The following is a 24,151-nucleotide window of genomic DNA, read 5'->3' on the forward strand; positions in this document are numbered from 1 at the left end:
ATAAAATCTTTAAAATAATTTAACTCGAAGATTTATTGTGTATTCTTTGTTCAGCCAACGCAAGAAAGATAATCCCAACAATAATAGATAAAGCACCTAATAATCGTGAAATGGTAATTTGTTCGTTAAAAGCAATGACCGACACTATCATTACTGTTACCACTTGTAGGTGAGAAGCAGCAAAAGCTGGACCAACTGGTGCTTTTTGCAATAATACCATCCATGTTATAAATGCACCTGCATACCCAATCATAACTAAATATGCCCAACCATGACTAAAAACTCTTAACAACCAAGCAATATCTGGTTCAAATGGCAACGCTGAAATAGCAGTAAGTTTAAAGCTGGTTTGCCCAAAAGTATCAAAAAAAAGTAGTAAAATAAAACCAATAATATAGAACTTTTTCATTAAGTTAATCCTACTAGTACTACGCCAAGAGTTATAAAAAAAATACCAATCAAACGAAATGGCGTTAAATGTTCTTTAAATAAAACACGCCCAGCAATCATTACTGTAATAATATTAAAAGAGCCTAATAGTATGCTTTTAGACAAAGAAACTTCACTCAAAAAAGCCAACCAAAATACAAAACCGATGAAGTAAACCCCAAAACCTAACCATAACCACATGTTACCAAATAATTTCTGCCAATAATTTAAACCCTTCTCATCATTAGAAGTAATCGCAGCATATTTGAATGCAATCTGCCCTACCGTGTCACAAGCAATATTAATTAACCATAAAAAAAAGATTAAGGTTGACATGAGTGACAAATTCCATGAATTTCAAGCACACTATGCTTTATTAAGAATTGACTTTGGCTAGCAAGTTGTTTAAGTTGAGACTCGATATTCTCAGAATGTTTTTCGATAATTTGCTGACAATTATCACAAATAAATAAGATTGATATATGCTGAGGATCCTGAAAATGAGGGCAAATGATATAGCAATTGGTTGACTCAACTTTATGAATGAAACCTTGCTCAAGTAGAAACTCAAGAGCTCGATAAATCGTTGGCGGTTTTGCTTGTGGCTCACTAACTTTTAAGAGATCTAAAAGATCATATGCGCTCATAGCTTTATTCGCTTTAAGCATGATATCTAAAACGGTTTTACGCTGAGTTGTCAGCTTAATGCCACGTTTTTTGCATAAAGTTTCAATTTTCTCAATCAGCATATTATGCATTCAGTTAAGTTCCCTTCACTTTATTTGTTACTTTTTCAATGCCGCTTTTTTTCTTCTAATTTCTTTTGGGTCATTGATTAAAGCTCGATATATTTCTATACGATCGCCGTCTTTTACTTGTTCATTCAGTTCACAACGTTTTCCATAAATTCCAACAAGATGTTCATCTAATCGAATTTTACATATTGATAAGATATTGGATTTTGTAATGGCTTGCAAGACATTAGTTTGCTCATCAACTGCGCAATCAATAATCGTAGGTTGATTAGGTAGCGCATAGACAACTTGAATATTTATCATATTAATATATCTGCCTTGCTCTTTGAGAAAATGCATTAACCATGTTGGTCATCACCTCCTTAAATATTGGCGTAAAAACAGCACTCATTAATTTATTATTAAACTCAAAGTTTAAATTTAAGCTGATTTTACTTTTTTGCTCATCAATTTTAGTAAATTCCCATCGCCCCTTTAAATGTTTAAATGGACCATCTATCAATGCCATATCAATTGAATTAGGCTCATTAATCTGATTTATGGTGGTAAAAGATTTTTTAAATCCCAATTTTTCAACCTCAATAAATGCAGTTAAAAGATTATCTTGTTTGCTAATAATCCCAGTTGCGATACAATCAGGAACAAACTCAGGGTATCTAGCTATATCATTTACCAACGCAAACATTTGTTGGATTGAATAAGGCTCGATCACTTCATGAAAAACATGTGCCATAATAATAAAAAATTAAAAGTTAAAATTAGTGGCATATAGTATCATGTAACTCTATAATAACGCACATTATGACTAAGAAAAAATCACATAAGCCCGGTTCGGCTACCATTGCATTAAATAAACGTGCGCGTCATGAGTACTTTATTGAAGAGGAAATTGAAGCAGGTTTATCCCTACAAGGTTGGGAAGTTAAATCACTGCGAGCTGGCAAAGCGAATATCAGTGACAGCTATGTGTTACTTAAAAATGGCGAAGCATGGCTATTTGGTGCAACTATAACTCCATTGAGTGTTGCTTCTACCCATGTAGTGTGTGACCCTATACGCACACGAAAATTACTGCTAAATGAACGAGAATTAAACTCGCTTTTTGGACAAATAAATCGTCAAGGTTACACTGTTGTTGCACTTTCATTGTATTGGAAAAATGCATGGGCAAAAGTAAAAATTGGCGTTGCAAAAGGTAAAAAAGAATACGACAAACGTACTGATATTAAAGAACGCCAATGGCAAGTTGACAAAGCACGCATAATGAAAAATGCGAATCGCTAATCATAACGTTTAAATTAACGATGGCGTATAATTTGTGGCTCAATAAAAAATTCTAGATGTTTTAATTCTTTAAAATTTAGCAAATCATCAACCACATCTACACAAGTTAGCGCCATATTTTCGATATCTTGTACAATAGCATCTATCGGATAATACGAATAGCCAAGATAGTTATTGTAATCATAAGAACACAAATACACCTGCTCAGGATCAATTCTAGCTGTAACCAAATAACCTAAGACCTCTTCCAATAAATTACCTGATGGTGTAAAAATAGCTTTTGGCATTCGGCCTAACCTTTCATGAACACCTTTAAGTAATTCAAAACCTTTATTAGGAGAATAATCATCACTCACAATCCATTCTGGTTTTACAGTTAATCCCACACTTTCTAAGCCACGCCTGAAACCCTCAAGTCTTGCACATATCGAAGTTAACTGAATATCACAACCAATAAAATAAAATTCGTCTAAATTCTTTGCATAAGGCTTAATTAAATCACTTACAGACTGTAATGATTCACTTGTAATAAAGGGTAATACGGTATCTTTGAGATAACGGTCAAAAAGTAGTACCGGTGTATTTTGATTAATATCTACATACAATTTATCACTGTCTAATGAGGTTACAACAATCATCGCATCAACTTTTCGCTCTACTAAGTTTTGAGCTACTTTGATTTCAACCTCTTTATTATAGTGACTACAAGTAATTAATAATTGGATATTTTTTTGCCGAAAAGATGATTCAAGATGATGCAAAAACATAGAAAAAAATGAATTTGACATATCGGGGACAATAACACCAATCGTATTGGTGCTGTTAGCTTTCACCAAATATTGACGAATATGGGGTTGATCGCTATATTTCTCCGCGATCGATAAGACTCTTTGCCGAGTTTGTGGAGAAATACGATATTTTTTATCTCGTTTGTTGAATATATGACTGACGGTCGTTGCCGACACGCCAGCCAAACGAGCAATATCATTAATTTTTAGTTTATTACTCGCCATAGATCACCTTAATACTAACGTGGAGTACGTTGTTGTTTATTCGGGAACACTGGATTGTGGTTCACCGATGGACTTTGATACCAATAAGCAACACTCGCAATATCATCACAACGTTCATATAGTCTTATATCATCATTACCGATTTGTTGAAACGCTAATTTGATATTTTTGTGAAATGCAATTGGATCTGGAAGATGCCAACGATATAAACCATGTGAAGGCAAACCATCATCACCAAAACCATGTACTGGATTAGAATCTCCAGTTTGGAAAAAGTCACGTGTTGCATCACGGTTTGTTTGATATGGATAACCCATAAACATTGTTTGGAAACATTTCGCTTTTGGACGACCTTGGCTATCACGGTTATGGAATGCCCAAGCGCCACCAAAGTAATCTTCTGAACCAGTTGAATGTTGTGTTGGATAATCGCTATCATCATCAAGATAGAATTTAAACTCCCCTTCTCCCCACCAATAACGCTCTAAAGCTGTAAGAGCTAAGTAAGTACCTACATAATAACCATAACCTTGAATGTTATCTAATATGACATAATCTTGTGCATGATTAGTCACACGTTGACGACGCCATTGAGCATGAAAGTAAAGTGGATTTTCAAATGGTTTTGGCATCAACGCATAATTAATAGCAAAGAAGAAATGTTGTAAATCAGCTTCATGTTCATTGTGAATTTCAACTCTAGCTTTTTTATTAAATGGCATTCTAAAATAACTATTAAAACCACCTGTTGGATTAACCACTATTGGCATAGAATTAATATCACATCTCGCACCAAAACCATTACAGAAAAAGTCACCAATAGGACTTTCCACTGAAGGAACAGTTTCATCATCCCAATAAATTCGAATCACAACATCACGTAATACAAAGCTTCCACGATGTGTTTTATCAGTTAAAGTAAACCACATATGACGAATTTCCCCTGGGCCGGTAATTTCAGCAATAGTCACTTTTTCACCAGCAGGAATAGATATAAAACCTTGTCCTTTCCTACATGGACCTAAAGCACTAGCTTTCATACACGATTTACCCTTTTCACCAGTCAAATTTTCAGGTGAAATAGTTCTTGTTTGTTCGAAGTGAAACTGTGTTACTGAATCAAATATATTCATTTTGCGTCCTTAATAAGTTTTAACAAATATTATTAATTAAAATATAAATTTCGTTTGCTTAATTACTTTCATTTTCAATTTTGTCTGACTTTCTATCACGACTTAAGAAGGCCATAGCAAATATCATGAAGCCTAAAACAACTAAGCCTAAATAATTAAACGTAGTCGCAGCACCTTCAGTGTCATAAAAATTACCGACAAAGGTAGAAAATAATATTACGCCTACTGAACCGGCTACTTGATAGCCAATCAAAAACACTGTAGCTGACAAGCGAGCATTGAAATTGTTATCAATATATTTAAACACTGAGACTAAAATAGTTGAGATCTCTAAACAGTGCATAAGTTTTATTACGGAAATAATTGCAATACTTTCCACATGGCCAGTTAAAAATATTCGAGTTGCAGATATGAATGCAGCAAAGATTAATGCATTTTTTGCACCAACTTTGTTAACCACGAATGGCACACAAAACATAACAGCGGCTTCTAAAAAGACTTGAAATGAATTTAAAATACCATATAAACGATAACCATCATTTACATCGGTAAATTGCTGAGTAAAAAAGACAGGGAATAATTGTTGGTCATAAATGTTGTACAAGCTATAAGTACCAAGTACATAAACAACAAATATCCAAAACTTTTTCAGTCCAAAGACTGAAACAATTTCATTAAAACTTAGTTTATCTTTCTTCTGAAATACTGCTGCCGATGATTTACTTAAATCTGGTTTGAAATTCAGATTGAGTATCATAAAACAGATACCGACCACTGAAGCAGCCCAAAAGTTAAGATGAGGATTGATACTAATTAAAATACCAGCGATAAAGGTACCCACTGCATAAGCAATACAACCCCAAGTCCGGCATTGTCCAAATTCAAAATCGAAAGCACGGCTGATTTTTTCACAGTAAGAATCGATCAAGCCCATACCGGCAACCCAACCAAAACCTAAGAAGAAACTGCCAAAGATAACACCTACATAAAAATTATGTCTTAAAAGTGGCTCGTAAACATAGATTAATGCAGGTGCAGCACATGTTATGATGACACTTTGAAACCAAATTAGATGTTTTTTTAAGACTAATTTATCTTGATAAACACCATAAATAATCATGATAATTAACGAAATAAAATAGTTAAAAGAATAGATAATACCCGTCTGTTTTGCTGTTAAACCAATCTCTTTACTAAGCCATATTGCATAAAAAGAAAAAACAAAACTACCCGCCGCGTAATACATAATGCTATAAAACGAAGCAAACCAATAAGTTGGTTTTTTATAAAATGCACTTGTCATAATTTATCCTATAAAGAGTTAAGCACTGTTTTAAGTATGAATAGCTAAAAATTTAGCTTTAACGGCTTTATTAGATAAATGTGATCTACATCAAAATTATTTTAATAGGTAATGATGATGTTCAATAAGAAATGGCATTAAAGATTAAAAACAAATAAAAAACAGAAAAATATTAAGCCAAACACAAAACCTCATTTTTTATAACATTAATGTTAATTGTTATTGATAAAATTATTTTCAACAATGCTAATAGATGATAACTATCTGTAAATTAGAAATTTATTACTATTGTATAAAAAGGCAATGTTTTATTTAAAGGTAAATGAGGACAAAAAAATGAAAACAAAAATTGTAGACATTATGGTGAGAGATATTAGATTCCCAACATCTAAAAATTTAGATGGTTCCGATGCAATGAATGCTATATCAGATTATTCTGCAACATATGTAACTTTGATAACAGATTCACCAGACAATATCCAAGGCAATGGTCTTACTTTTACTATTGGAAGAGGCAATGAATTGTGTGTTGAAGCTGTAAAATCTTTATCTGCTTTATTTGTTAAAGATCGATATCTTGAGGATATTACGGAAAATTTTGGCGCTTATTGGCACGAACTTGTGGCAGGTGATTGTCAACTGCGATGGGTTGGACCTGAAAAAGGTGTCATTCACCTGGCAACAGCTGCAATTATCAATGCTATCTGGGATTTATGGGCGAAAAAAGAAGGAAAACCTATATGGAAAATGTTGGTTGATATGTCACCAGAAGAGCTTGTCAAATGTATAGATTTTACTTATTTGACAGATGTTTTAACCCCTGAAGAAGCAATAACATTACTGAGAAAAGTAGAATCTACAAAATCTCAGAGAGAAAAAGAGATGTTAGAGGTTGGTTTTCCTGGTTATACAACTGCAGCCGGTTGGTTAGGGTATTCGGAAGAAAAAATGCGGATGTTAGCAAGAAAAGCTGTTGAAGAAGGATGGACACACTTAAAACAAAAAGTTGGTGCAGATATTGAGCAAGATATGCGCCGAGCTACAATTCTAAGAGAAGAATTAGGATGGGATCGCAAATTAATGATGGATGCAAACCAAATATGGAGTGTTGATGAAGCTGTACAAAATATGCGAAAACTTGCCTTATTTGATCCTTTGTGGATAGAAGAACCAACAAGCCCTGATGATATTTTAGGTCATGCAACGATTAGGGAAAGAATCCATCCGATTGGTGTTGCCACGGGAGAACATGCTCACAACAGAGTAATGTTTAAACAAATGTTCCAAGCTAAAAGTCTAGATTTTTGCCAACTTGATCCAGCTCGATTAGGAGGATTAAATGAAGTTCTTGCCGTAATTCTGATGGCTGCTAAATATAATATCCCTGTTTGCCCTCATGGCGGTGGTGTTGGTCTTTGTCAATATAGCCAAAATATTGTTCTTTTTGATTATATTGCGGTTTCAGCATCATTAGAAAACCGTGTTCTTGAATATGTTGATCATCTACATGAAAATTTCTTAGAGCCTATTGTAATTAAGAAAGGACGTTATATGCCACCAAAACAAGCAGGATATAGCGTAACAATGAAACAAGAATCAATTGAGCAATTTGTTTACCCTAACGGAAAAGAATGGGTAAAGAATTAATGTTGTTTATTTGACATCATGAATAATAGGAGATTTCCATGACGTTAACTAATAATGATTTTATTTTAAAAACAGCAATAAAAAAATCAATAACTCGGTTATTACCTTTTTTAGCTTTAATGTACATCTTAGCATTTCTAGATCGTGCAAATATTGGTTTTGCTCATCATGCCTTTTTAATTGATACAGGTTTGAGTAACGCCGCTTATGCTTTTGGAGCTGGTATATTTTTTATTGGTTATGCCATTTTCGAAGTTCCAAGTAATATATTTATGTACAAATTTGGAGCTAGAGTTTGGCTTGCCCGCATTATGATTACTTGGGGTGTTGTTTCTGCCTTAATGATGTTTGCAAAAACAACTACAATTTTTTATATATTGCGTTTTTTACTAGGAGCATGTGAAGCGGGATTTATGCCTGGGGTTATGTACTATTTGATGCTTTGGTTCCCCATCGATATTAGAGCAAAAGTTGCTGGTTATTTCTGGTTCGGTCCACCGTTAGCATTCGTTTTAGGTGGTCCTCTTTCTGGTTTATTACTTTCTTTTGATGGATTTGCAGGGTTACATGGTTGGCAAATGATGTTTTTAGTCACAGGCGTTTTAACCATCTTAGTAGGAATATGGGCTTGGTTATACCTAGTTGATAAACCTGAAGATGAACGTTGCAAGTGGTTATCTAAAGAAGAGAAAAATGCTTTAATTTCTAAAATGTCACAAGAAGAACAAGAAAAGGCTTCTCACGGACCTAAAGGAATTTTGCAAGCCTTACTAGATCCTAAAGTCATATACTTATGTATTATTGCATTTACAATTCAAGTAGGATCTTATGGTGTTACGTTTTTTTTACCATCACAAATCGCTGGGTTAGTTGGTGACGGTAATGTAGGTCTTTTTGTTGGTTTTTTAAGTGCAATACCTTGGTTTTGTGCTCTACTTGCAGCCTTTTTTATTCCTCATTTATCAACCGTTTTAAAGGAAAGACGTATTATATCAGTTTTAACTCTAGGTACAGCTGCCTTAGGTGTTGCGTTATCAGGTACTTTAGCACAATACAGTGCATTACTGGCTTTTATTTCATTATGTATTGGCTGTGCAGGATTATTGGCTGTCCAACCAATATTTTGGACGTTTCCTACAGGATATTTAAGTGGAGCCGCTGCTGCGTCTGGGATTGCTTTAATCAATTCACTTGCAAATCTAGGAGGTTTTGTTGCTCCTAATATTAGAGTCTTAGCTGAAAGTTGGTTTAACTCGCCATTAGCAGGGCTATATTTACTTGGGATAATTGCCTTCATTGGTGCTATCATGATTTTACCAATGTATGCTTTAAAAATAAGTAAAAGATAATTTTATAAGTTAAAATAATTATCTAATATATTTCTATATATTAGATAATTATATCTGAAAGATTTAAAACGTAATATGAGCCGAAGTCAAATCTTAAGACAAAACACAATCAATCAATTCATTGATTGTATTAATAACAATATATTATCTTTCCCATTACAATCGATTTCGATTCTTGCCGATAACTTTAATGTTAGTCGAACAACCATGAGAGCTGTTTTAGAATATTTATGTCAAGTTGATATTTTAATATATAAAAATAATAAATATTATTTAAACCGTAATCCCATACCAAAAGATAAAATCGCTTGTCAGTTTGATAAACGAGCTGTTCAAGATGAAAAATTTGAAGCTTATTTCTACTATTTGATCAATAGTAAAAAATTATTGCCAGGAGAACATTTTAATGAAATTCAATTAGCTAAAGATGCTAATGTTAGTCCTATTGTTGTTCGTGAATTTTTATTACGCTTTTTACACTATGGGCTTATTAATAATGTAAAAAGAGGTGAATGGGAATTGGTCACCTTTGCTAAGGATTATGCTGAAAAACTTTATGAATTTCGAAGTGTATTAGAGATATTCGCCCTCAAATCCTTTATGGCACAACCAGATAACCATATTAATTGGATCAAAGCAAGAGAATTATTGCAATGTCACAAAAATCTTCAACAAAATATACAAGATGAATATAAACTTTTTTCAACACTTGACCGTGATTTCCATGAACTCATTTTATCGTGTAAAGAAAATCGTTTTTTTTTACAATCATTTGATTTAATTTCCGTTATATTTCATTTCCATTACCAGTGGGACAGTAGTGATCTTAAAGAAAGAAACAGTATTGCTGTATCAGAACATATTGCAATATTAACTGCAATTCTACAAAAAAACGAACCACTCGCCATTGCAGCGTTGTGTCGTCATTTAAATACAGCTAAAAGGTCAATGCAAGAGTCAATTGGACGCGCATTAGCAATAAAAAACAGATAAAAAACAAAAAAATTATATATTCAACACGAAACTACAAAAAAAAAACATACTACTTTTTATCTTCTTCTATAGTTCTCTTTACTTACTACCAATAATTAAAGAGAACAATCATATGACAAAACAATTAAATAGATCCAACTTTCCTGGTCCAATTTACCCTGAAAAAATACTTCAATTTGGTGAAGGAAATTTTTTAAGAGCATTTATAGATTGGATTATTGATAATCTAAATGAAAAAACAAATTTCAATAGTGGTGTTACTATTGTTAGACCTATTGATACACATCAACCATCTATCAATGAACAAGATGGACTTTACACGACTATTATTCGGGGACTGAATGAACAAGGTTGCACAATTGCTACACCGCGAATTATTTATTCGGTTAATCGAGAAATACTAATATATCAAGACTATCAATCCTATTTAGCTTGTGCTGAAAATCCTGAGTTGGAATTTATTTTTTCAAATACTACTGAAGCAGGTATTGCATTTAGTGATAAAGATAAAGCTACAGATCTACCTCCAGCAACTTTTCCTGCAAAATTAACCTGCTTTTTACACCATCGTTTTAAATTTTTTAAAGGCCAAAAAGATAAAGGCTTGATTATCATTCCATGTGAACTTATTGATTATAATGGAGAAAAACTGAAAGAATTGGTTCTGGAATATGCTAAATTATGGCAATTAGATCATGATTTTACAATATGGATCAATGAGTGTAATACCTTTTGCTCAACTTTAGTTGACCGTATTGTGACAGGCTATCCAAAAGATGAAGCAATACAACTTGAACAACAACTTGGTTATCAAGATCGTTTTTTAGATACAGCTGAGTATTTTTATCTGTTTGTTATTCAAGGTCCACAATGGTTAAAACAGAAATTAAAATTAGATCAAGTCGACCTAAATATTTTAGTTGTTGATGATATTAAACCTTATAAAGAAAGAAAAGTAGGTATTTTAAATGGTGCTCATACTGCGATGGTGCCTGTTGCTTACCTTGCTGGATTGAAAACCGTTGGCGAAAGCATGGATGATCCGCAGATTGAAACATTCGTTAAAAATTTAATTAATCAAGAGGTGATTCCAACTTTATCTTTAGATAAAGAACAATTAGTACAATTTGCCGATGAGGTTTTAAAACGCTTTAGAAATCCATTCATTAAACACGAGTTAATGTCAATTTCATTAAATTCATTAACAAAATTTAAAACTCGACTACTGCCACAATTACTAACATATAGTCAACGATTTAACAAACCACCAAAGTATATTTCGTTTTCCTTAGCTGCTCTTATTGCTTTTTATCGAGGCCAATACCAAGGTCAAGCTATTCCATTAACTGATGATGCTCATTTACTAGAGAAGTTTAAAGAGTGGCAACCACTTTATCAAAACGACGCAAAAACACTCGTCTCTAACGTATTAAAAATGACTGATCATTGGGGACAAGATCTCAATAATGTTACCGGATTAACTGATTTAGTGACTAAAAATCTGGAAAACATTTTAGCTCAAGATATTAAAAAATATATTCCAAACAACTAAACAGCAGGAGTCAAACATATGACTAAAATGAAATATATTGTTATTCCAGAACCAGGAAAAGTTGAAGTCAAAGAAATGGAAAAACCAACCTTACAAAAAGGTGAAGCAATCCTAAAAGTATTATATGGTGGTATTTGCGGTTCTGACATGGGAACGTATAAAGGAACTTTTCTTTATGCAAGCTATCCGAGAATCCCAGGTCATGAATTTTCAGCCGAAGTGGTTGAAATAGATGAGAATGATTATGGTATCAAAAAAGGAATGATTGTTACCGCCAATCCTTATTTTAACTGTGGTAAATGTTATTCTTGTCGACGCGGTTTTGTTAACTGCTGTACTGGCAATCAAACTCTTGGCGCACAACGTGATGGTATTTTCAGAGAATATTATAGTATGCCAATTGAACGTATTTATGATGGTAAAGGATTAGATGCATTAACGCTATCAATGATTGAACCATTTTGTATTAGCTATCATTCAATTCAACGAACGTCAGTAAAAAAAGGCGATAAAGTATTAGTCGTTGGTGCCGGACCTATTGGTTTATTTGCTGTCATGGCTGCAGTATTAAAAGAGGCTGACGTATATGTAAGTGACGTCATGCAATCAAGATTAGATAAAGCATTATCATTAGGTGCAAAAGGTGTTATCAGAACAGATAAAGAGAATTTTGAAGAAAGAGTAAAAGAGATTACCCAAGGTGATGGTTTTGATGTTTGTATCGAATGCGTTGGATTACCACAAACTTTCCAAAATTGTATTGATGCAGCAGCTTACCGTGGTCGTGTAGGTCTAGTTGGAGTAAGTAAACAAAAATTAGATTTTGCTTTTACACAAATTCAAACTAAAGAGTTAGATATTTTTGGTTCACGTAATGCACTAAAAAAAGACTTTATCGAATTGATTGATTTAGTTAGTTCTGGAAAATGTGATGTTAAAAAAATCATTACCGACATATACGAATTGAATAATGCCGAAAATGCTTTTAAAGAAATGCGAGATGATCCAAGTAATCGACTTAAATCAGTAATAAAGATAGGTTAACTAAATAATTATCTCTCAATTATTCCGCTACTAACAAGTAGCGGAAAGTGTATTTTTAGGAAAGAGTTCATGAAAAAAATAATTAAAATCAATGGTAACGATAATGTTATTATTGCATTAGAAACATTATACCCAGGCGATAAAATAAATAGTGAGCTATTAAAAGATAATCAACAAATTACTGTTTTACAAGAAATTCCTTCAGGTCATAAAATAGCGATTAAACCGATTTTACAAGGTGAAAACATCATTAAATATGGTTTTCCCATTGGTCATGCATCGCAAGCTATTCAAGTTGGTGAACACGTACATACTCATAATGTTAAAACCAATCTTGGTGAACTTGATGAGTATCAATATGAACCTGTTGCTAGTCATATTTCATCATCACTACCGGATAGAGATGTGAATCTTTATCGCCGAAAAAATGGTGATGTTGGTATTCGTAATGAACTTTGGATCATCCCAACCGTTAGTTGCGTTAATGGTATCGCGGAACAAATTCGTAAACGATTTTTATCAGAAATAGCGAAAGACATTGAGTTAGATCACGCTTTTTTTGATGGTGTCCATCTACTTTCACATCCCTATGGTTGTTCGCAATTAGGAGCAGATCATCAAACAACTAAAACTATATTACAAGATATGGTCAAACATCCTAATGCAGGTGGAGTATTAGTTATTGGTTTAGGATGTGAAAATAATCAACTCTCAGCATTTAAAGAAAGCCTTGGTGAATATGATCATGAGCGAGTCCGTTTTATGATTTCACAAGAAGTGGAAGATGAGATTCAACAAGGTGTGAAGTATTTACTCGAAATATATCAAGTAATGAAATTAGATCGTCGCCAAACAGGTAAGCTTAGTGAACTTAAATTTGGACTTGAGTGTGGGGGATCCGATGGATTATCTGGCATCACAGCAAACCCATTATTAGGCAAGTTTTCTGATTATATAATTACCAATGGCGGAACTAGCGTTTTAACCGAAGTTCCCGAAATGTTTGGAGCAGAAACAATCCTAATGTCTCATTGTATTAATTCACAAATTTTTGAAAAAACAGTAAATATGGTTAACAATTTTAAAAAATATTTTATGACATATAATCAACCTATTTACGAAAATCCTTCTCCAGGTAATAAAGCAGGAGGAATTACAACACTTGAAGACAAATCATTGGGCTGCACCCAAAAAGCAGGTAATAGTAATGTTATTGATGTATTAGAATATGGTGAAAGACTCCAAAAATCAGGTTTAAATTTATTATCAGCTCCGGGAAATGACGCAGTTGCTACAGGTGCATTAGCTGCTGCTGGTTGTCAAATGGTGTTATTTTCAACCGGAAGAGGCACTCCATATGGTGGTGTTGTACCAACTGTAAAAATTTCAACTAACTCAACACTTGCCCAAAAAAAGAAACACTGGATCGATTTTGATGCGGGGCAATTAGTTAATGGAACACCGATGGAGAAACTTTTAGAGCAATTTATTAATTTAATTGTGCAGCTTGCAAACGGTAAACAAACCTGTAATGAAATAAATGAATTTCGTGACCTATCAATATTTAAAAATGGAGTAACTGAATAATTTTTCTTGAAAAGTCCAAATTTGGAAAAATAAAATAATCATAAAATATAACAACATTTTGATAAAAATAATTTTTTCTTATCAAAGTAATGTATAAAATAAGGTCATATTGAATTAATATTCATCAATAAAAAATAACCGCTACTTAGCGGTTATTTTCAAACACATTATTCAGTTTTAAGTCCAAATAATTGACCATTTTGTTTAACAAAAGATTGTGTTACATGCACGTCATTACTATTTTTAATACAAAGTGGATCACTCAGTACATTATCAATAATCACATTATTAAACAAAATACTATTCGCATTCTCAATAAAGAACCCTTTACCAGCCTCCGGTTTGACATCTTTAAACATATCAACCTCGCCTGCTTGGGCATTTTGTTGCATTGAAACACGGATATTATCAAAAGAGATATTAGAAATAGGAGATTCTGGAATACCATATAAAAAGCCGGCATAAGCACGAACATTTTTAGCAATAATGTTTGAAAAGCTAATATTGTGGCATGCTGGTGTAAACTCATTAACGGGTAGAGCATCTTTATTCCAAACAATTGGATCATTTCCTTTTGGACCACAATAATAATAGTAGTTCATAACAAATGCTGATAAAACTTCATCCATTACAATATTACTAAATGTGATATCAGAAATAGTTCCTCCTCGACCTCGACGAGTTTTGAATCTTACACCTCGATCGGTTTTTTGGAATACACAATTTGTAATAGTTACATTACGAATGCAACCACTCATCTCACTACCAAGAACCACCGCACCATGACCATGAATCATATTACAATTAGTAATTAAAATATTCTCACATGGACTTTTTTCAGCTGTTTCTTCAGTGCCTGCTTTTATTGCAATACAATCATCGCCAACATCAATATAACAATTTGAAATTCTTACATTACGACATGATTCAGGGTTAATACCATCGGTATTCGGTGAATCAGCTGGATTAAGAATTGAAATATTATCGACAACGACATTATTTGATTCCATCGGATGAACAGTCCAGCTAGGTGATTGAGTTAGAAAAACTTTTTCAATCGTAACTCGTTCACAAAAATCAAAACCAATTAAATAAGGTCTTGGATATTTAAGATTGCTTCGATCATGACGGAATGTATGCCACCATTTTTGACCATTACCATCAATTTTACCATTTCCAGTTATAACCACATTTTCAATATGTTGGCCGTATATACAAGGCATATACACAGCCTGCTTAACCCCTTCCCAACGAGAATTAACAACAGGATAATCTTTAGCATCATCAGAAAATAATAAAGTCGCCCCTTGCTCAATAACAAGCGTTATGTTGCTACAAAGCTTAATTGCCCCAGTAAAATAGGTACCAACAGGAACAATTAACGTTCCACCACCTAGTTGATCAATATGTTGAATTGCTTTTTCAAAAGCTTGAGTATTTATTGATTTTCCGTCACCAATAGCGCCAAAATCTGTTACAGATACAGTCGTCATGAGTTTATCCTTTATATTATTACAAACCTTTTAATTTACTCTAATGTTTGCAGCTTTAGGTTACAGGATCAGCATACTGATCCTAATAAATATTTTTCTTTAATTAGTTGTGGTCTCTTTTTGCTTAAATCCAATGTTATTATTACCAAAACATTTTTCGTAAGCGATGCCAGATAATTCCTCAACCACTTTTCGAGTTTCAGGCGTAACATCTTCCATTTTGCCACCTTGTCGAATGCGAGCGACTTCATTGATAATAATAGAATGGGTAGAGTGATCGAGCTTCATTCTCCAAGCAAAAAATGCCCCAATTAATGCCATTCCTACAACGCCGTATAAAATAATACCATTAATAGCATCAATTGCGCTTTGTGGCTGTATATGTGATTTCGATTCAAAGCCATAAGCACTTAATATCATACCAAGCACAAAAACAATTGAAGCGCGAACTAGTTTACCTGCCATGGTCATAGCTCCTGCATATACCCCTTCACGACGTCGATTAGTTACAACTTCATCTACATCAGCTAAGAATACATATACACTCCAAGGAATATAGTAAACACCACCAGTACCCAAACCAAACCAAATTGTAATACCCACTACAATCCAAGTGATATGAGGCAGATTAAAGTAATAAATACCGACATAACCAATCATCGATGAAATAACGATGAGTAATGCGATAATAAATGGTTTTTTGAAGCCCTTCTTAGCACAATACATCATAAAAAATGCGGTTGAAACCAACTGACAAATACTACTTAATGAATTCATTGAAGCAACAAATGAACGAGGTTCACCTAAACTAAATACGATGAAATAGGTAAATACCGCTGTAAATAACCATTCAGCACCAAATCCAAATAGATACATTCCTAAATGCGTTCTAAAAGTTTTAACACGGAATGTTGACAAGATATCGATAAAAAGCTTTTTAATTGCTTCAAAAAAGCTATGTACAGATTCATCTTTTACTTCTTCTTTAGGTTTTTCCCAACTATTACAATAAAGCAAAATCAAAGCTAACATCATGATAGTGGCATATGTGATCCCAGTTAATAAAAATGGGGTTGCTGATTCCTTACTATAGAAATAAAAGAATACGCCTGGTATTGCCGCACCTAAGAAATTAGCTACTTTACCAAACATTGCTTTTGAACCAGTTAAATAAGTACGTTCTGAAAAGTTAGATGTCATTTCTACAGGTAACGTATTAAATGGAATCATGATGCTGGTATAAATAATCTCAAATAAAATATATGTTACTAAGTAATACCAAAATCCCATACCATCAATCCATAACATAGGATAAATGACCATTAACGGAATACCAATCAAAATAAAAAATCGACGTCGCCCAAAGCGTTGCCCTATTTTAGTTTGATAGAAATTATCTGTAATAAAGCCCATCAATGGATTCAGTATGACATCCAAATAAGTAGCGATGGAAAAAATCAACGCAGCTTGCACCACACTTAATCCACAAAAAGTGGTATAAAAATAGAGAAGCCAAGCACCACTAATTGCTAATGCACCACTACCAATTAAATTACCACTGCCATAAGAAAATCTTACTAACCATGTAATTTTATTCTTTTTTTCCTTACTCATAAAAGATACCTATAATATTTAAAAAAACGATCCCTCGCATCAAGTCCCGAAGGACTTAATGACGTGGATATTTATTCTTGGATTTTTATCTATAGAGTTACGCCACTTTTCAAAATGGCTAAATTTCTAAAGTTGTTAATTTCGTTACGAGTTTTTTTCCCGCTAGCAATAAGAACGATATAGTCAATAAACTCTATCAACAAAGATTGCATAGAAACTCCTTGTATAAGTTTACCGGCATTAAAATCGATCCAATTGGCTTTCTTATCAGCTAATTGTGTATTAGTCGCAATTTTGACTGTTGGCACAATACCGCCATATGGAGTGCCTCTTCCTGTGGTGAAAAGCACCATATGACATCCAGCTGCTGATAAAGCACCAGTAGCTACTGCATCATTACCAGGTGCGCTTAGTAAATTTAATCCATGTCTAGTTAACATTTCACCGTATTTAAGAACATCAATAACTTCACTACCACCCGCTTTTTGCGTACAACCTAAAGATTTTTCCTCTAAAGTTGTAATGCCACCAGCCTTATTCCCAGGAGAAGGGTTTTCATAGATTGGTTGATTATTTGAAATAAAATATTGTTTAAAATCATTGATCATGTGTACAGTCTTATCAAAAGTCGACTCATCAATACAATGTGACATCAAAATGTTCTCAGCACCAAACATTTCTGGTACTTCAGTAAGAACACTTGTTCCACCATGAGCAATAACATAATCAGAAAACAGACCAAGCATTGGATTAGCTGTAATACCTGAAAAACCATCAGAACCACCACACTCCAATCCAAATTTCAATTCACTTAAATGCCCTACTTCACGTTTATCCTGCTTCATAATGGCATAAAGTTCTCTTAAATGAACCAATGCTGATTCAACTTCATCGGTTTCTTGCTGAGCGATTAAAAATCTAACTCGAGATTCATCATATTCACCTAAACTAGCCTTAAATTCTGAAACCTGATTATTTTCACAACCAAGTCCGATGACCAATACAGCACCAGCATTAGGATGTTTAACTAAATTTTGTAAAATTGTCTTAGTATTTTGATGATCTTGTCCAAGCTGGGAGCAGCCATAAGGATGTTCAAGTACAGTTATACCATCAATTTCTAATTGATTATTTAACTCATCACAAAACTGTTTAACAATTTGTTCTGCTATCCCGTTTATACAAGTTACAGTTGGAATAATCCAAAGTTCATTACGAATACCAACTTCACCATTTTTACGTCGATAAATTTGTACTTCCTTATCGGCAATCTCATGTAACAGATCATTTTTCGATAACGTAGGTTGATATTTGTAATCATTAATATCACTTAAATTGGTTTTTAAATTATGAGAATGAATATGCTCTCCAGCTTTAATTAAGCGAGTAGCATGACCAATTGGTAAGCCATATTTAATAATATTTTCATCTTGCTCAATATCGATAAGGGCAAATTTATGCCCTTGTTTAATAGGATCTTTTAGATCAATTATCTGTCCATCAACGACGATATTTTCTTCATGTGCTTCTAAATCAGATAATGCCACACCGACATTATCTTTATTGTTTATTTTTATATATTTAACCATTGAATCACTCATGTTATTTGCTACCATTAACACATTTTTCAATTGCTTGACGCATTCCCTCTTCGGTTATGACGGTTAAATATTGTGTTAACGTTTGCGCTAATTGAGGAATAGTTAATAGATCATACTCCCAATGAGCCGTGTCACCTAAAACAACTTTGATTAAATCCTCTAATGAGCTTTTCCCTTCTGCAATGGCTGCCCAACTATTACTGAAGCGTTCTAACCAGATTGCATCATCTTGTAACGGATAACTTTGTCCATTACGCACACCACGATAAAATGCGATCAATGCAGCAAAAGAGAACACCAAATGTTTAGGCAATGTTCCTTTTTCTTTCTGATAATTAATTAATTGAGGAAGAATACGTGTTTTAAACTTAGTCATACTATTTAAAGCAATTGACATCAACTGATGTTCAATAAATGGATTTTTAAAACGACTAATAACTGATTGAGCAAAATCAACCAATTCTTGATGAGGTAAATCTAAAACAGGGATAATTTCATCAAAAATGGTTTCTTTTATATAAGATAAAATCTGAGCGTCATTCATTGATTCGCCAACAGTATCAATACCTGATAAATAAGCAACAGGAACTAATGCAGTATGAGCACCATTTAAAATAGCTACTTTACGCTCTTTATACGGTTTAATATCATCAACAATTTTGATGTTCATATTGCATTTATCAAGGCATAATTTTTCAGCTAGCCATTGCGGTCCTTGAATAACAAATAGATAAAAATATTCCGCTGAATCAATAAAGTTATCTTTATAACCTAATTCAGTCTCAAGCTCAGCGATTTGTGCTTTTGGGTATCCTGGAACAATTCTATCTACTAAAGTTGAGCAGAATAAATTATCATTTTCAAGCCAATTGATAAATTGGTCTGACAAGTTCCACTGATTCGCATATTTAAGTACTAATTTTTTAAGTGCATCGCCGTTATAATCAATTAATTCACAAGGAATAATAATCAAACCACTTTCTTTACTGCCGGCAAAGTGAACAAATCTTTCATATAAAAATGCAGTCAATTTTGCTGGATAACTCGTTGCAGGTTTATCTGTTAATTTGTCACTTTCAACATAACTAATACCAGCTTCGGTAGTATTTGAAAAAATAAACTGAATATTCGGATCTTTAGCTAACTCAAGATATTCATCATATTGAGTATATACATTGATTTCGTTATTAACTGAACGAATCAATCTAAACTCTTTCACTGTTTCATTTTGTTCATTTAAACCACGAACAAGCGTTGTATACAACCCATCTTGAATACTTAATGATGGTGGGAAGTCCGTATTTAACGGACGAACCACAACAATACCAGCATCAAGATCAGTTTTTTCATTAAGAATATCTAACTGCCAATCTAAAAATGCACGTAAAAAATTACCTTCGCCAAACTGAACAACACGTGTCGTATATTTTGCACCCAGAAAATCATTTCTGTTTAATGTTTTCATTACTCTAACTCTTCTTTAATTAATCTAATCACAACGACTTAATGCTTTTTAGCTTAGTTCAATACCAAAATAGTTTTTAGCATTATCAAAACTAATATTTTTAACCATTTGACCTAATAATTGGATATCACGTGGTGCTTCGCCATCTTCAACCCAACGTCCAATCATTCGACATAAAATACGTCTAAAATATTCATGACGAGTGTAAGATAAGAAACTACGACTATCGGTTAACATACCAACAAAACGGCTTAATAATCCAAGTTGAGCAAGCTGTGTCATTTGACGAATCATGCCGTCTTTTTGATCATTAAACCACCAGCCTGAACCAAATTGCATTTTTCCTTGAATACCTGCTCCTTGGAAGTTACCAATCATCGTACCAAGAATTTCATTATCAGAAGGGTTTAAACAATACAAAATCGTTTTTGGCAATGCATCTTGTTTTGCTTGAGCATCTAATAGACGAGAAAGTGGTTGAGCAATAGGTGAATCATTAATAGAATCGAACCCAACATCAGGCCCCATTAAATTAAACATTCTTGAATTATTATTACGCAATGCACCTATATGATATTGTTGAACCCATTCACGTTTGTTGTATTCAACGCCCAAGAAAATAAGTACAGCAGTTTTAAATTGAGCAACTTCTTTAGCGGTTAAAACTTCGCCAGATAAACGTTTAGTTAAAATGGTATCTAACTCTTTTTCAGTAGCTTCTTCATAAACAACTGTATCTAATGCATGGTCAGAAATCTTACAACCATGAGCAGCAAAATGATCCATACGTTTTGATAAAGCCTGACAAAGCGCTTGGAATGATGAAATTTCAACATCGGCTACTGCAGAAAGTTTTTCCATATATGCCGCAAAGAATTCTGAATCAATATTGAATGCTTTATCTGGACGCCAGCTTGGTAAAACTTTAACATCAAATGAACTATCTTCTGCAATAGTTTTATGATGAGCTAAATCATCAATAGGATCATCTGTTGTACCTGCCATCTTAACATTCATTTTTTTCATGATGCTACGAGCTGTAAACTCTGGAGTCGCTAACATCTCATTACAAGTATTCCAAATTTGCTCTGCTGTAGAAGGAGATAATAGAACGTTATCAATACCGAAAGGACGACGAAGCTCTAAATGAGTCCAATGATATAAAGGATTACCAATAGTATGAGGAACAGTTTCTGCCCAAGCCTTGAATTTGTCTAAATCACTAATATCAGTACCAGTACAGAATTTTTCTGCAACACCATTGGTACGCATTGCACGCCATTTATAATGATCACCTTTTAACCAAATATCGTATAAATTCTTGAATTGATAATCTTTAGCAATTTGTTCCGGTGGTAAATGGCAGTGATAATCAAAAATTGGCTGATCAGCAGCAAAATCATGATAAAGCTGACGAGAAAATTCGGTATCTAGTAAAAAGTTTTCAGTTAAAAAACTCATTTTATTCTCCATAAATAGTAGTTAACTATTAAAAGATTACAGGAAAATACATCCTGTAATCTTATTAATTTATTGATTAATTTTGATCTGATGATGGTTCTTTCAAAATAGTCCAAACCGCTAAGGCAGCTAAAAGATCTAAACAAGATAAAATTACAAATAATGGACTAAAGCCAACAGTATCAGCAAGTGCACCAACAATAAGTGCAAAAATAGTACTAGCTAGCCATGCAGCCATGCCGGTAAATCCATTCGCTGTTGCCACTTCATTACGGCCAAATACATCAGACGATAAAGTAATTAATGCTCCTGATAATGCTTGGTGAGCAAAACCACCAATACAGAATAAAAAGATAGCAACATAAGGACTTGAAAATAGACCTATCAGACCAGGTGCAATCATAAGCACACCACCAACCGTCACTACCATTTTTCTTGAATTAATTAAGCTTACTTTAAAATGTTTTTGGAAAAATGGTGACATATAACCACCAAGAACACATCCAACATCAGCAAAAAGCATTGGCATCCAAGCAAAAATAGCGATTTGTTTTAAATCAAAGCCATAAGCTGTGAACATGAATAATGGAATCCACGCATTAAAGGTACCCCATGCAGGCTCTGCTAAAAATCTTGGTAAAGCAATTCCCCAAAAACGGCGGCTGGTTAAAATTTTACTCGCTGGTAATTTTTCATTATTTGAAGTTTGATGACTTGCTTCTTGACCAGATAAAATATATTTTTTCTCTTCTTCAGAAAGACGTTTCTGTTTTGTAGGGTGACGATAAAGGATTAACCAAAAAATTCCCCAAATAAAACTTAATAAACCACACAATATAAATGCCCATTGCCAGCTATGGAACCAAATTGCCCATGCAACTAATGGTGGTGCGATCATGGCGCCCACTGATGAACCTAAATTAAACCAACCTACCGCGATCGACCTTTCTTTTGCCGGAAACCATTCACTAGTCGCTTTAAGTCCCGCAGGAATCATTGCGGCTTCTGTTGCACCAACAGCACCTCGAGCAAAAGCCAGTCCGATCCAACTACCTGAAAATGCGGTACTAACACAAAATACTGACCACAAAATAGCAAAAACCGCATATCCCGCTCTCGTGCCTAACAAGTCCAAAATATATCCGGCAACTGGTTGCATAATGGTATAACAAGCTGAATAAGAAGCTACCACATATGAATATTGCTGCGTTGTTAATCCCATTACTTCATTAAGAACTGGGGCGGCTACCGCTATCGAATTTCGCGTAAGATAACCAAGAATTGTGCCTACAGTGACTAATGCTATCATATACCATCGTAGGTTTTTTATCGTTTTGTACATCTTTAATTGCTCCTAAATATATAGATATTTTGGCGCATAATAACATGCCTGACAACTAAAAAAGTTGACATACATCACAAAAATGAACTATATCCCTAATAATTAAAGGGATATTTTTTAAACTAAAAAGTTTGTAACTAAAAAATTTAATTAAAAAAATTGGAACAACATTATTTAATTTGAAGCAATTAGATGTTATTTTAAAAGTCTAAAAAAACTTAAAGGATTTATGCAAAATTCATCATGACCCAAGAACAGCACGAGTATCAAAGACTTTATCAAGTTATCGCAACTGAACTTAAAAACCGAATTATTGACGGCATTTATCCAGTAGGAAGCAAATTACCATCTGAAAGATTGATATGTGAAGAACTAAAAGTAAGTCGTTCAGTTGTCCGTGAAGCTATTATTATGCTTGAAGTTGAAGGTTATGTTGATGCAAGAAAAGGCTCTGGAATTCATGTTATAGCTAATAGTTTACAGACCAATATTCTAACCTCACAGAAAGGATTAAATTTTTCCACGACAGGGCCATTTGAATTATTGCAAGCCCGCCAACTTATTGAAAGTAACATTGCCGAATTTGCAGCAACACAAATTACTAAAGACGACATCGTCAAATTATTAGAAATTCAACATAATGCTAAAAAAGAAGATCATTATCGTGATTCTGATTGGGATCTAAAATTCCATACACAGATTGCCATGATCACACGGAATACCGCTTTAATTACTATCGTTCAAGAAGCTTGGCAGCAAAGAACATTAAACCCATTATGGAAAAAACTTCATGAACATGTACAACAACAAGACATTGAAAGCTGGTGGGATGAACATGACAAAATATTAGATGCGCTAATTAATCGTGATCCGAAAGCGGCTAAGTTAGCCATGTGGCAACATCTAGAGAACACAAAAAAAATGTTATTTGATGCTGCTAGCGAAGATTTTGAAACAAAACGAGATCACTATCTATTTTCAGATAACCCCGTTATTAGTATTAATGAAAATGAGTAGATTCTATTAAAGGCAATACACTTTGCGCCATTGCGCAAAGTGTATTAATTCGCAAAAGTTAAATAATTA

Annotated in this window: 22 protein-coding genes; 8 read left to right on the forward strand and 14 right to left on the reverse strand. The window is 33.6% G+C overall.

The features are described from left to right. Positions 1 to 19 precede the first annotated feature (19 nt). Genes A9G07_RS07810 through A9G07_RS07830 form a run of 5 tightly spaced genes read right to left on the reverse strand, consistent with a single transcriptional unit; the run spans position 20 to position 1,917 of the window. Positions 20 to 409, reverse strand: a complete 390-nt coding sequence (locus A9G07_RS07810; protein ID WP_065563654.1) for a DMT family transporter — start codon at positions 407 to 409, stop codon at positions 20 to 22. Next, positions 409 to 765 (reverse strand): EamA family transporter, encoded by a 357-nt coding sequence (locus A9G07_RS07815; RefSeq protein WP_065734710.1) that lies wholly within the window; start codon positions 763 to 765, stop codon positions 409 to 411. Before A9G07_RS07815 ends, A9G07_RS07810 begins: the two co-directional genes overlap by 1 nt. Then, a complete protein-coding gene (gene zur, locus A9G07_RS07820) occupies positions 753 to 1,187 on the reverse strand; it encodes a zinc uptake transcriptional repressor Zur (protein WP_065734711.1) in 435 nt (144 codons plus the stop codon). Before zur ends, A9G07_RS07815 begins: the two co-directional genes overlap by 13 nt. A 27-nt stretch (positions 1,188 to 1,214) precedes the next feature. Continuing rightward, positions 1,215 to 1,523 carry an RnfH family protein gene (locus A9G07_RS07825; RefSeq protein WP_081299573.1) on the reverse strand — a complete coding sequence of 103 codons (309 nt, stop codon included), beginning with the start codon at positions 1,521 to 1,523 and terminating at the stop codon, positions 1,215 to 1,217. Then, a complete protein-coding gene (locus tag A9G07_RS07830; protein ID WP_065734712.1) occupies positions 1,489 to 1,917 on the reverse strand; it encodes a type II toxin-antitoxin system RatA family toxin in 429 nt (142 codons plus the stop codon). The genes A9G07_RS07825 and A9G07_RS07830 overlap by 35 nt, the downstream gene beginning before the upstream one ends. Before the next feature lie 68 nt (positions 1,918 to 1,985). Between A9G07_RS07830 and smpB the strand changes: the two genes are divergently transcribed. Continuing rightward, complete coding sequence (gene smpB, locus A9G07_RS07835; RefSeq protein WP_065563659.1) at positions 1,986 to 2,468, forward strand: SsrA-binding protein SmpB; 483 nt, start codon at positions 1,986 to 1,988, stop codon at positions 2,466 to 2,468. Positions 2,469 to 2,482: 14 nt separating this feature from the next. Here the strand turns inward: smpB and A9G07_RS07840 are convergent, their stop codons facing one another. From A9G07_RS07840 to A9G07_RS07850, 3 genes are read right to left on the reverse strand one after another with little or no spacing between them, the layout of a single operon-like run. Continuing rightward, complete coding sequence (locus A9G07_RS07840; protein WP_065734713.1) at positions 2,483 to 3,481, reverse strand: LacI family DNA-binding transcriptional regulator; 999 nt, start codon at positions 3,479 to 3,481, stop codon at positions 2,483 to 2,485. Between the two features lie 14 nt (positions 3,482 to 3,495). Next, complete coding sequence (locus tag A9G07_RS07845) at positions 3,496 to 4,614, reverse strand: glycoside hydrolase family 172 protein (protein ID WP_065734714.1); 1,119 nt, start codon at positions 4,612 to 4,614, stop codon at positions 3,496 to 3,498. Between the two features lie 58 nt (positions 4,615 to 4,672). Next, the gene (locus tag A9G07_RS07850; RefSeq protein WP_065563662.1) at positions 4,673 to 5,917 is read right to left on the reverse strand and encodes an oligosaccharide MFS transporter; all 1,245 of its coding nucleotides are present in this window, start codon (positions 5,915 to 5,917) and stop codon (positions 4,673 to 4,675) included. Between the two features lie 336 nt (positions 5,918 to 6,253). Here A9G07_RS07850 and A9G07_RS07855 point away from each other — a divergent pair, with 336 nt between their 5' ends. From A9G07_RS07855 to A9G07_RS07880, 6 genes are all read left to right on the forward strand, one after another. Beyond that, positions 6,254 to 7,564: an enolase C-terminal domain-like protein gene (locus A9G07_RS07855; RefSeq protein WP_065734715.1), complete on the forward strand. Its 1,311-nt coding sequence runs from the start codon at positions 6,254 to 6,256 to the stop codon at positions 7,562 to 7,564. A gap of 38 nt (positions 7,565 to 7,602) precedes the next feature. Next, entirely contained in the window at positions 7,603 to 8,913 is a 1,311-nt protein-coding gene (locus A9G07_RS07860; protein WP_081303384.1) for an MFS transporter, read from the forward strand. Positions 8,914 to 8,988: 75 nt separating this feature from the next. After that, positions 8,989 to 9,906, forward strand: a complete 918-nt coding sequence (locus tag A9G07_RS07865; protein ID WP_065734716.1) for a GntR family transcriptional regulator — start codon at positions 8,989 to 8,991, stop codon at positions 9,904 to 9,906. 112 nt (positions 9,907 to 10,018) lie between these two features. Continuing rightward, on the forward strand, positions 10,019 to 11,458 hold the full coding sequence (locus tag A9G07_RS07870) for a tagaturonate reductase (RefSeq protein ID WP_065734717.1): 1,440 nt from the start codon (positions 10,019 to 10,021) through the stop codon (positions 11,456 to 11,458). A 27-nt stretch (positions 11,459 to 11,485) separates the two neighbouring features. Next, positions 11,486 to 12,502, forward strand: coding sequence for a zinc-binding alcohol dehydrogenase family protein (locus A9G07_RS07875; protein ID WP_065734742.1), 1,017 nt, complete (start codon positions 11,486 to 11,488; stop codon positions 12,500 to 12,502). Positions 12,503 to 12,571: 69 nt separating this feature from the next. Then, positions 12,572 to 14,089: a UxaA family hydrolase gene (locus A9G07_RS07880; RefSeq protein ID WP_065734718.1), complete on the forward strand. Its 1,518-nt coding sequence runs from the start codon at positions 12,572 to 12,574 to the stop codon at positions 14,087 to 14,089. 167 nt (positions 14,090 to 14,256) lie between these two features. Here A9G07_RS07880 and A9G07_RS07885 read toward each other — a convergent pair whose 3' ends face one another. From A9G07_RS07885 to A9G07_RS07910, 6 genes are all read right to left on the reverse strand, one after another. Further along, positions 14,257 to 15,582, reverse strand: a complete 1,326-nt coding sequence (locus A9G07_RS07885; RefSeq protein ID WP_065734719.1) for a glycoside hydrolase family 28 protein — start codon at positions 15,580 to 15,582, stop codon at positions 14,257 to 14,259. A 99-nt stretch (positions 15,583 to 15,681) separates the two neighbouring features. Next, positions 15,682 to 17,196 carry an MFS transporter gene (locus A9G07_RS07890; RefSeq protein WP_065734720.1) on the reverse strand — a complete coding sequence of 505 codons (1,515 nt, stop codon included), beginning with the start codon at positions 17,194 to 17,196 and terminating at the stop codon, positions 15,682 to 15,684. Positions 17,197 to 17,285: 89 nt separating this feature from the next. Continuing rightward, a complete protein-coding gene (locus A9G07_RS07895) occupies positions 17,286 to 18,785 on the reverse strand; it encodes a UxaA family hydrolase (RefSeq protein ID WP_065734743.1) in 1,500 nt (499 codons plus the stop codon). A 13-nt stretch (positions 18,786 to 18,798) separates the two neighbouring features. Then, a complete protein-coding gene (locus tag A9G07_RS07900) occupies positions 18,799 to 20,262 on the reverse strand; it encodes a tagaturonate reductase (protein WP_065734721.1) in 1,464 nt (487 codons plus the stop codon). Between the two features lie 48 nt (positions 20,263 to 20,310). After that, on the reverse strand, positions 20,311 to 21,723 hold the full coding sequence (gene uxaC, locus A9G07_RS07905) for a glucuronate isomerase (protein WP_065734722.1): 1,413 nt from the start codon (positions 21,721 to 21,723) through the stop codon (positions 20,311 to 20,313). A 76-nt stretch (positions 21,724 to 21,799) separates the two neighbouring features. After that, on the reverse strand, positions 21,800 to 23,065 hold the full coding sequence (locus tag A9G07_RS07910; RefSeq protein WP_065734723.1) for an MFS transporter: 1,266 nt from the start codon (positions 23,063 to 23,065) through the stop codon (positions 21,800 to 21,802). Between the two features lie 243 nt (positions 23,066 to 23,308). On the opposite strand from A9G07_RS07910, the gene exuR reads away from it, so the two are divergent. Continuing rightward, positions 23,309 to 24,082, forward strand: a complete 774-nt coding sequence (gene exuR, locus A9G07_RS07915) for a transcriptional regulator ExuR (RefSeq protein ID WP_065734724.1) — start codon at positions 23,309 to 23,311, stop codon at positions 24,080 to 24,082. Positions 24,083 to 24,151 lie beyond the last annotated feature (69 nt).

Origin of the sequence: Gilliamella sp. wkB72 (genome assembly GCF_001693745.1) — a bacterium.
Lineage (GTDB): Bacteria > Pseudomonadota > Gammaproteobacteria > Enterobacterales > Orbaceae > Gilliamella > Gilliamella apicola_E.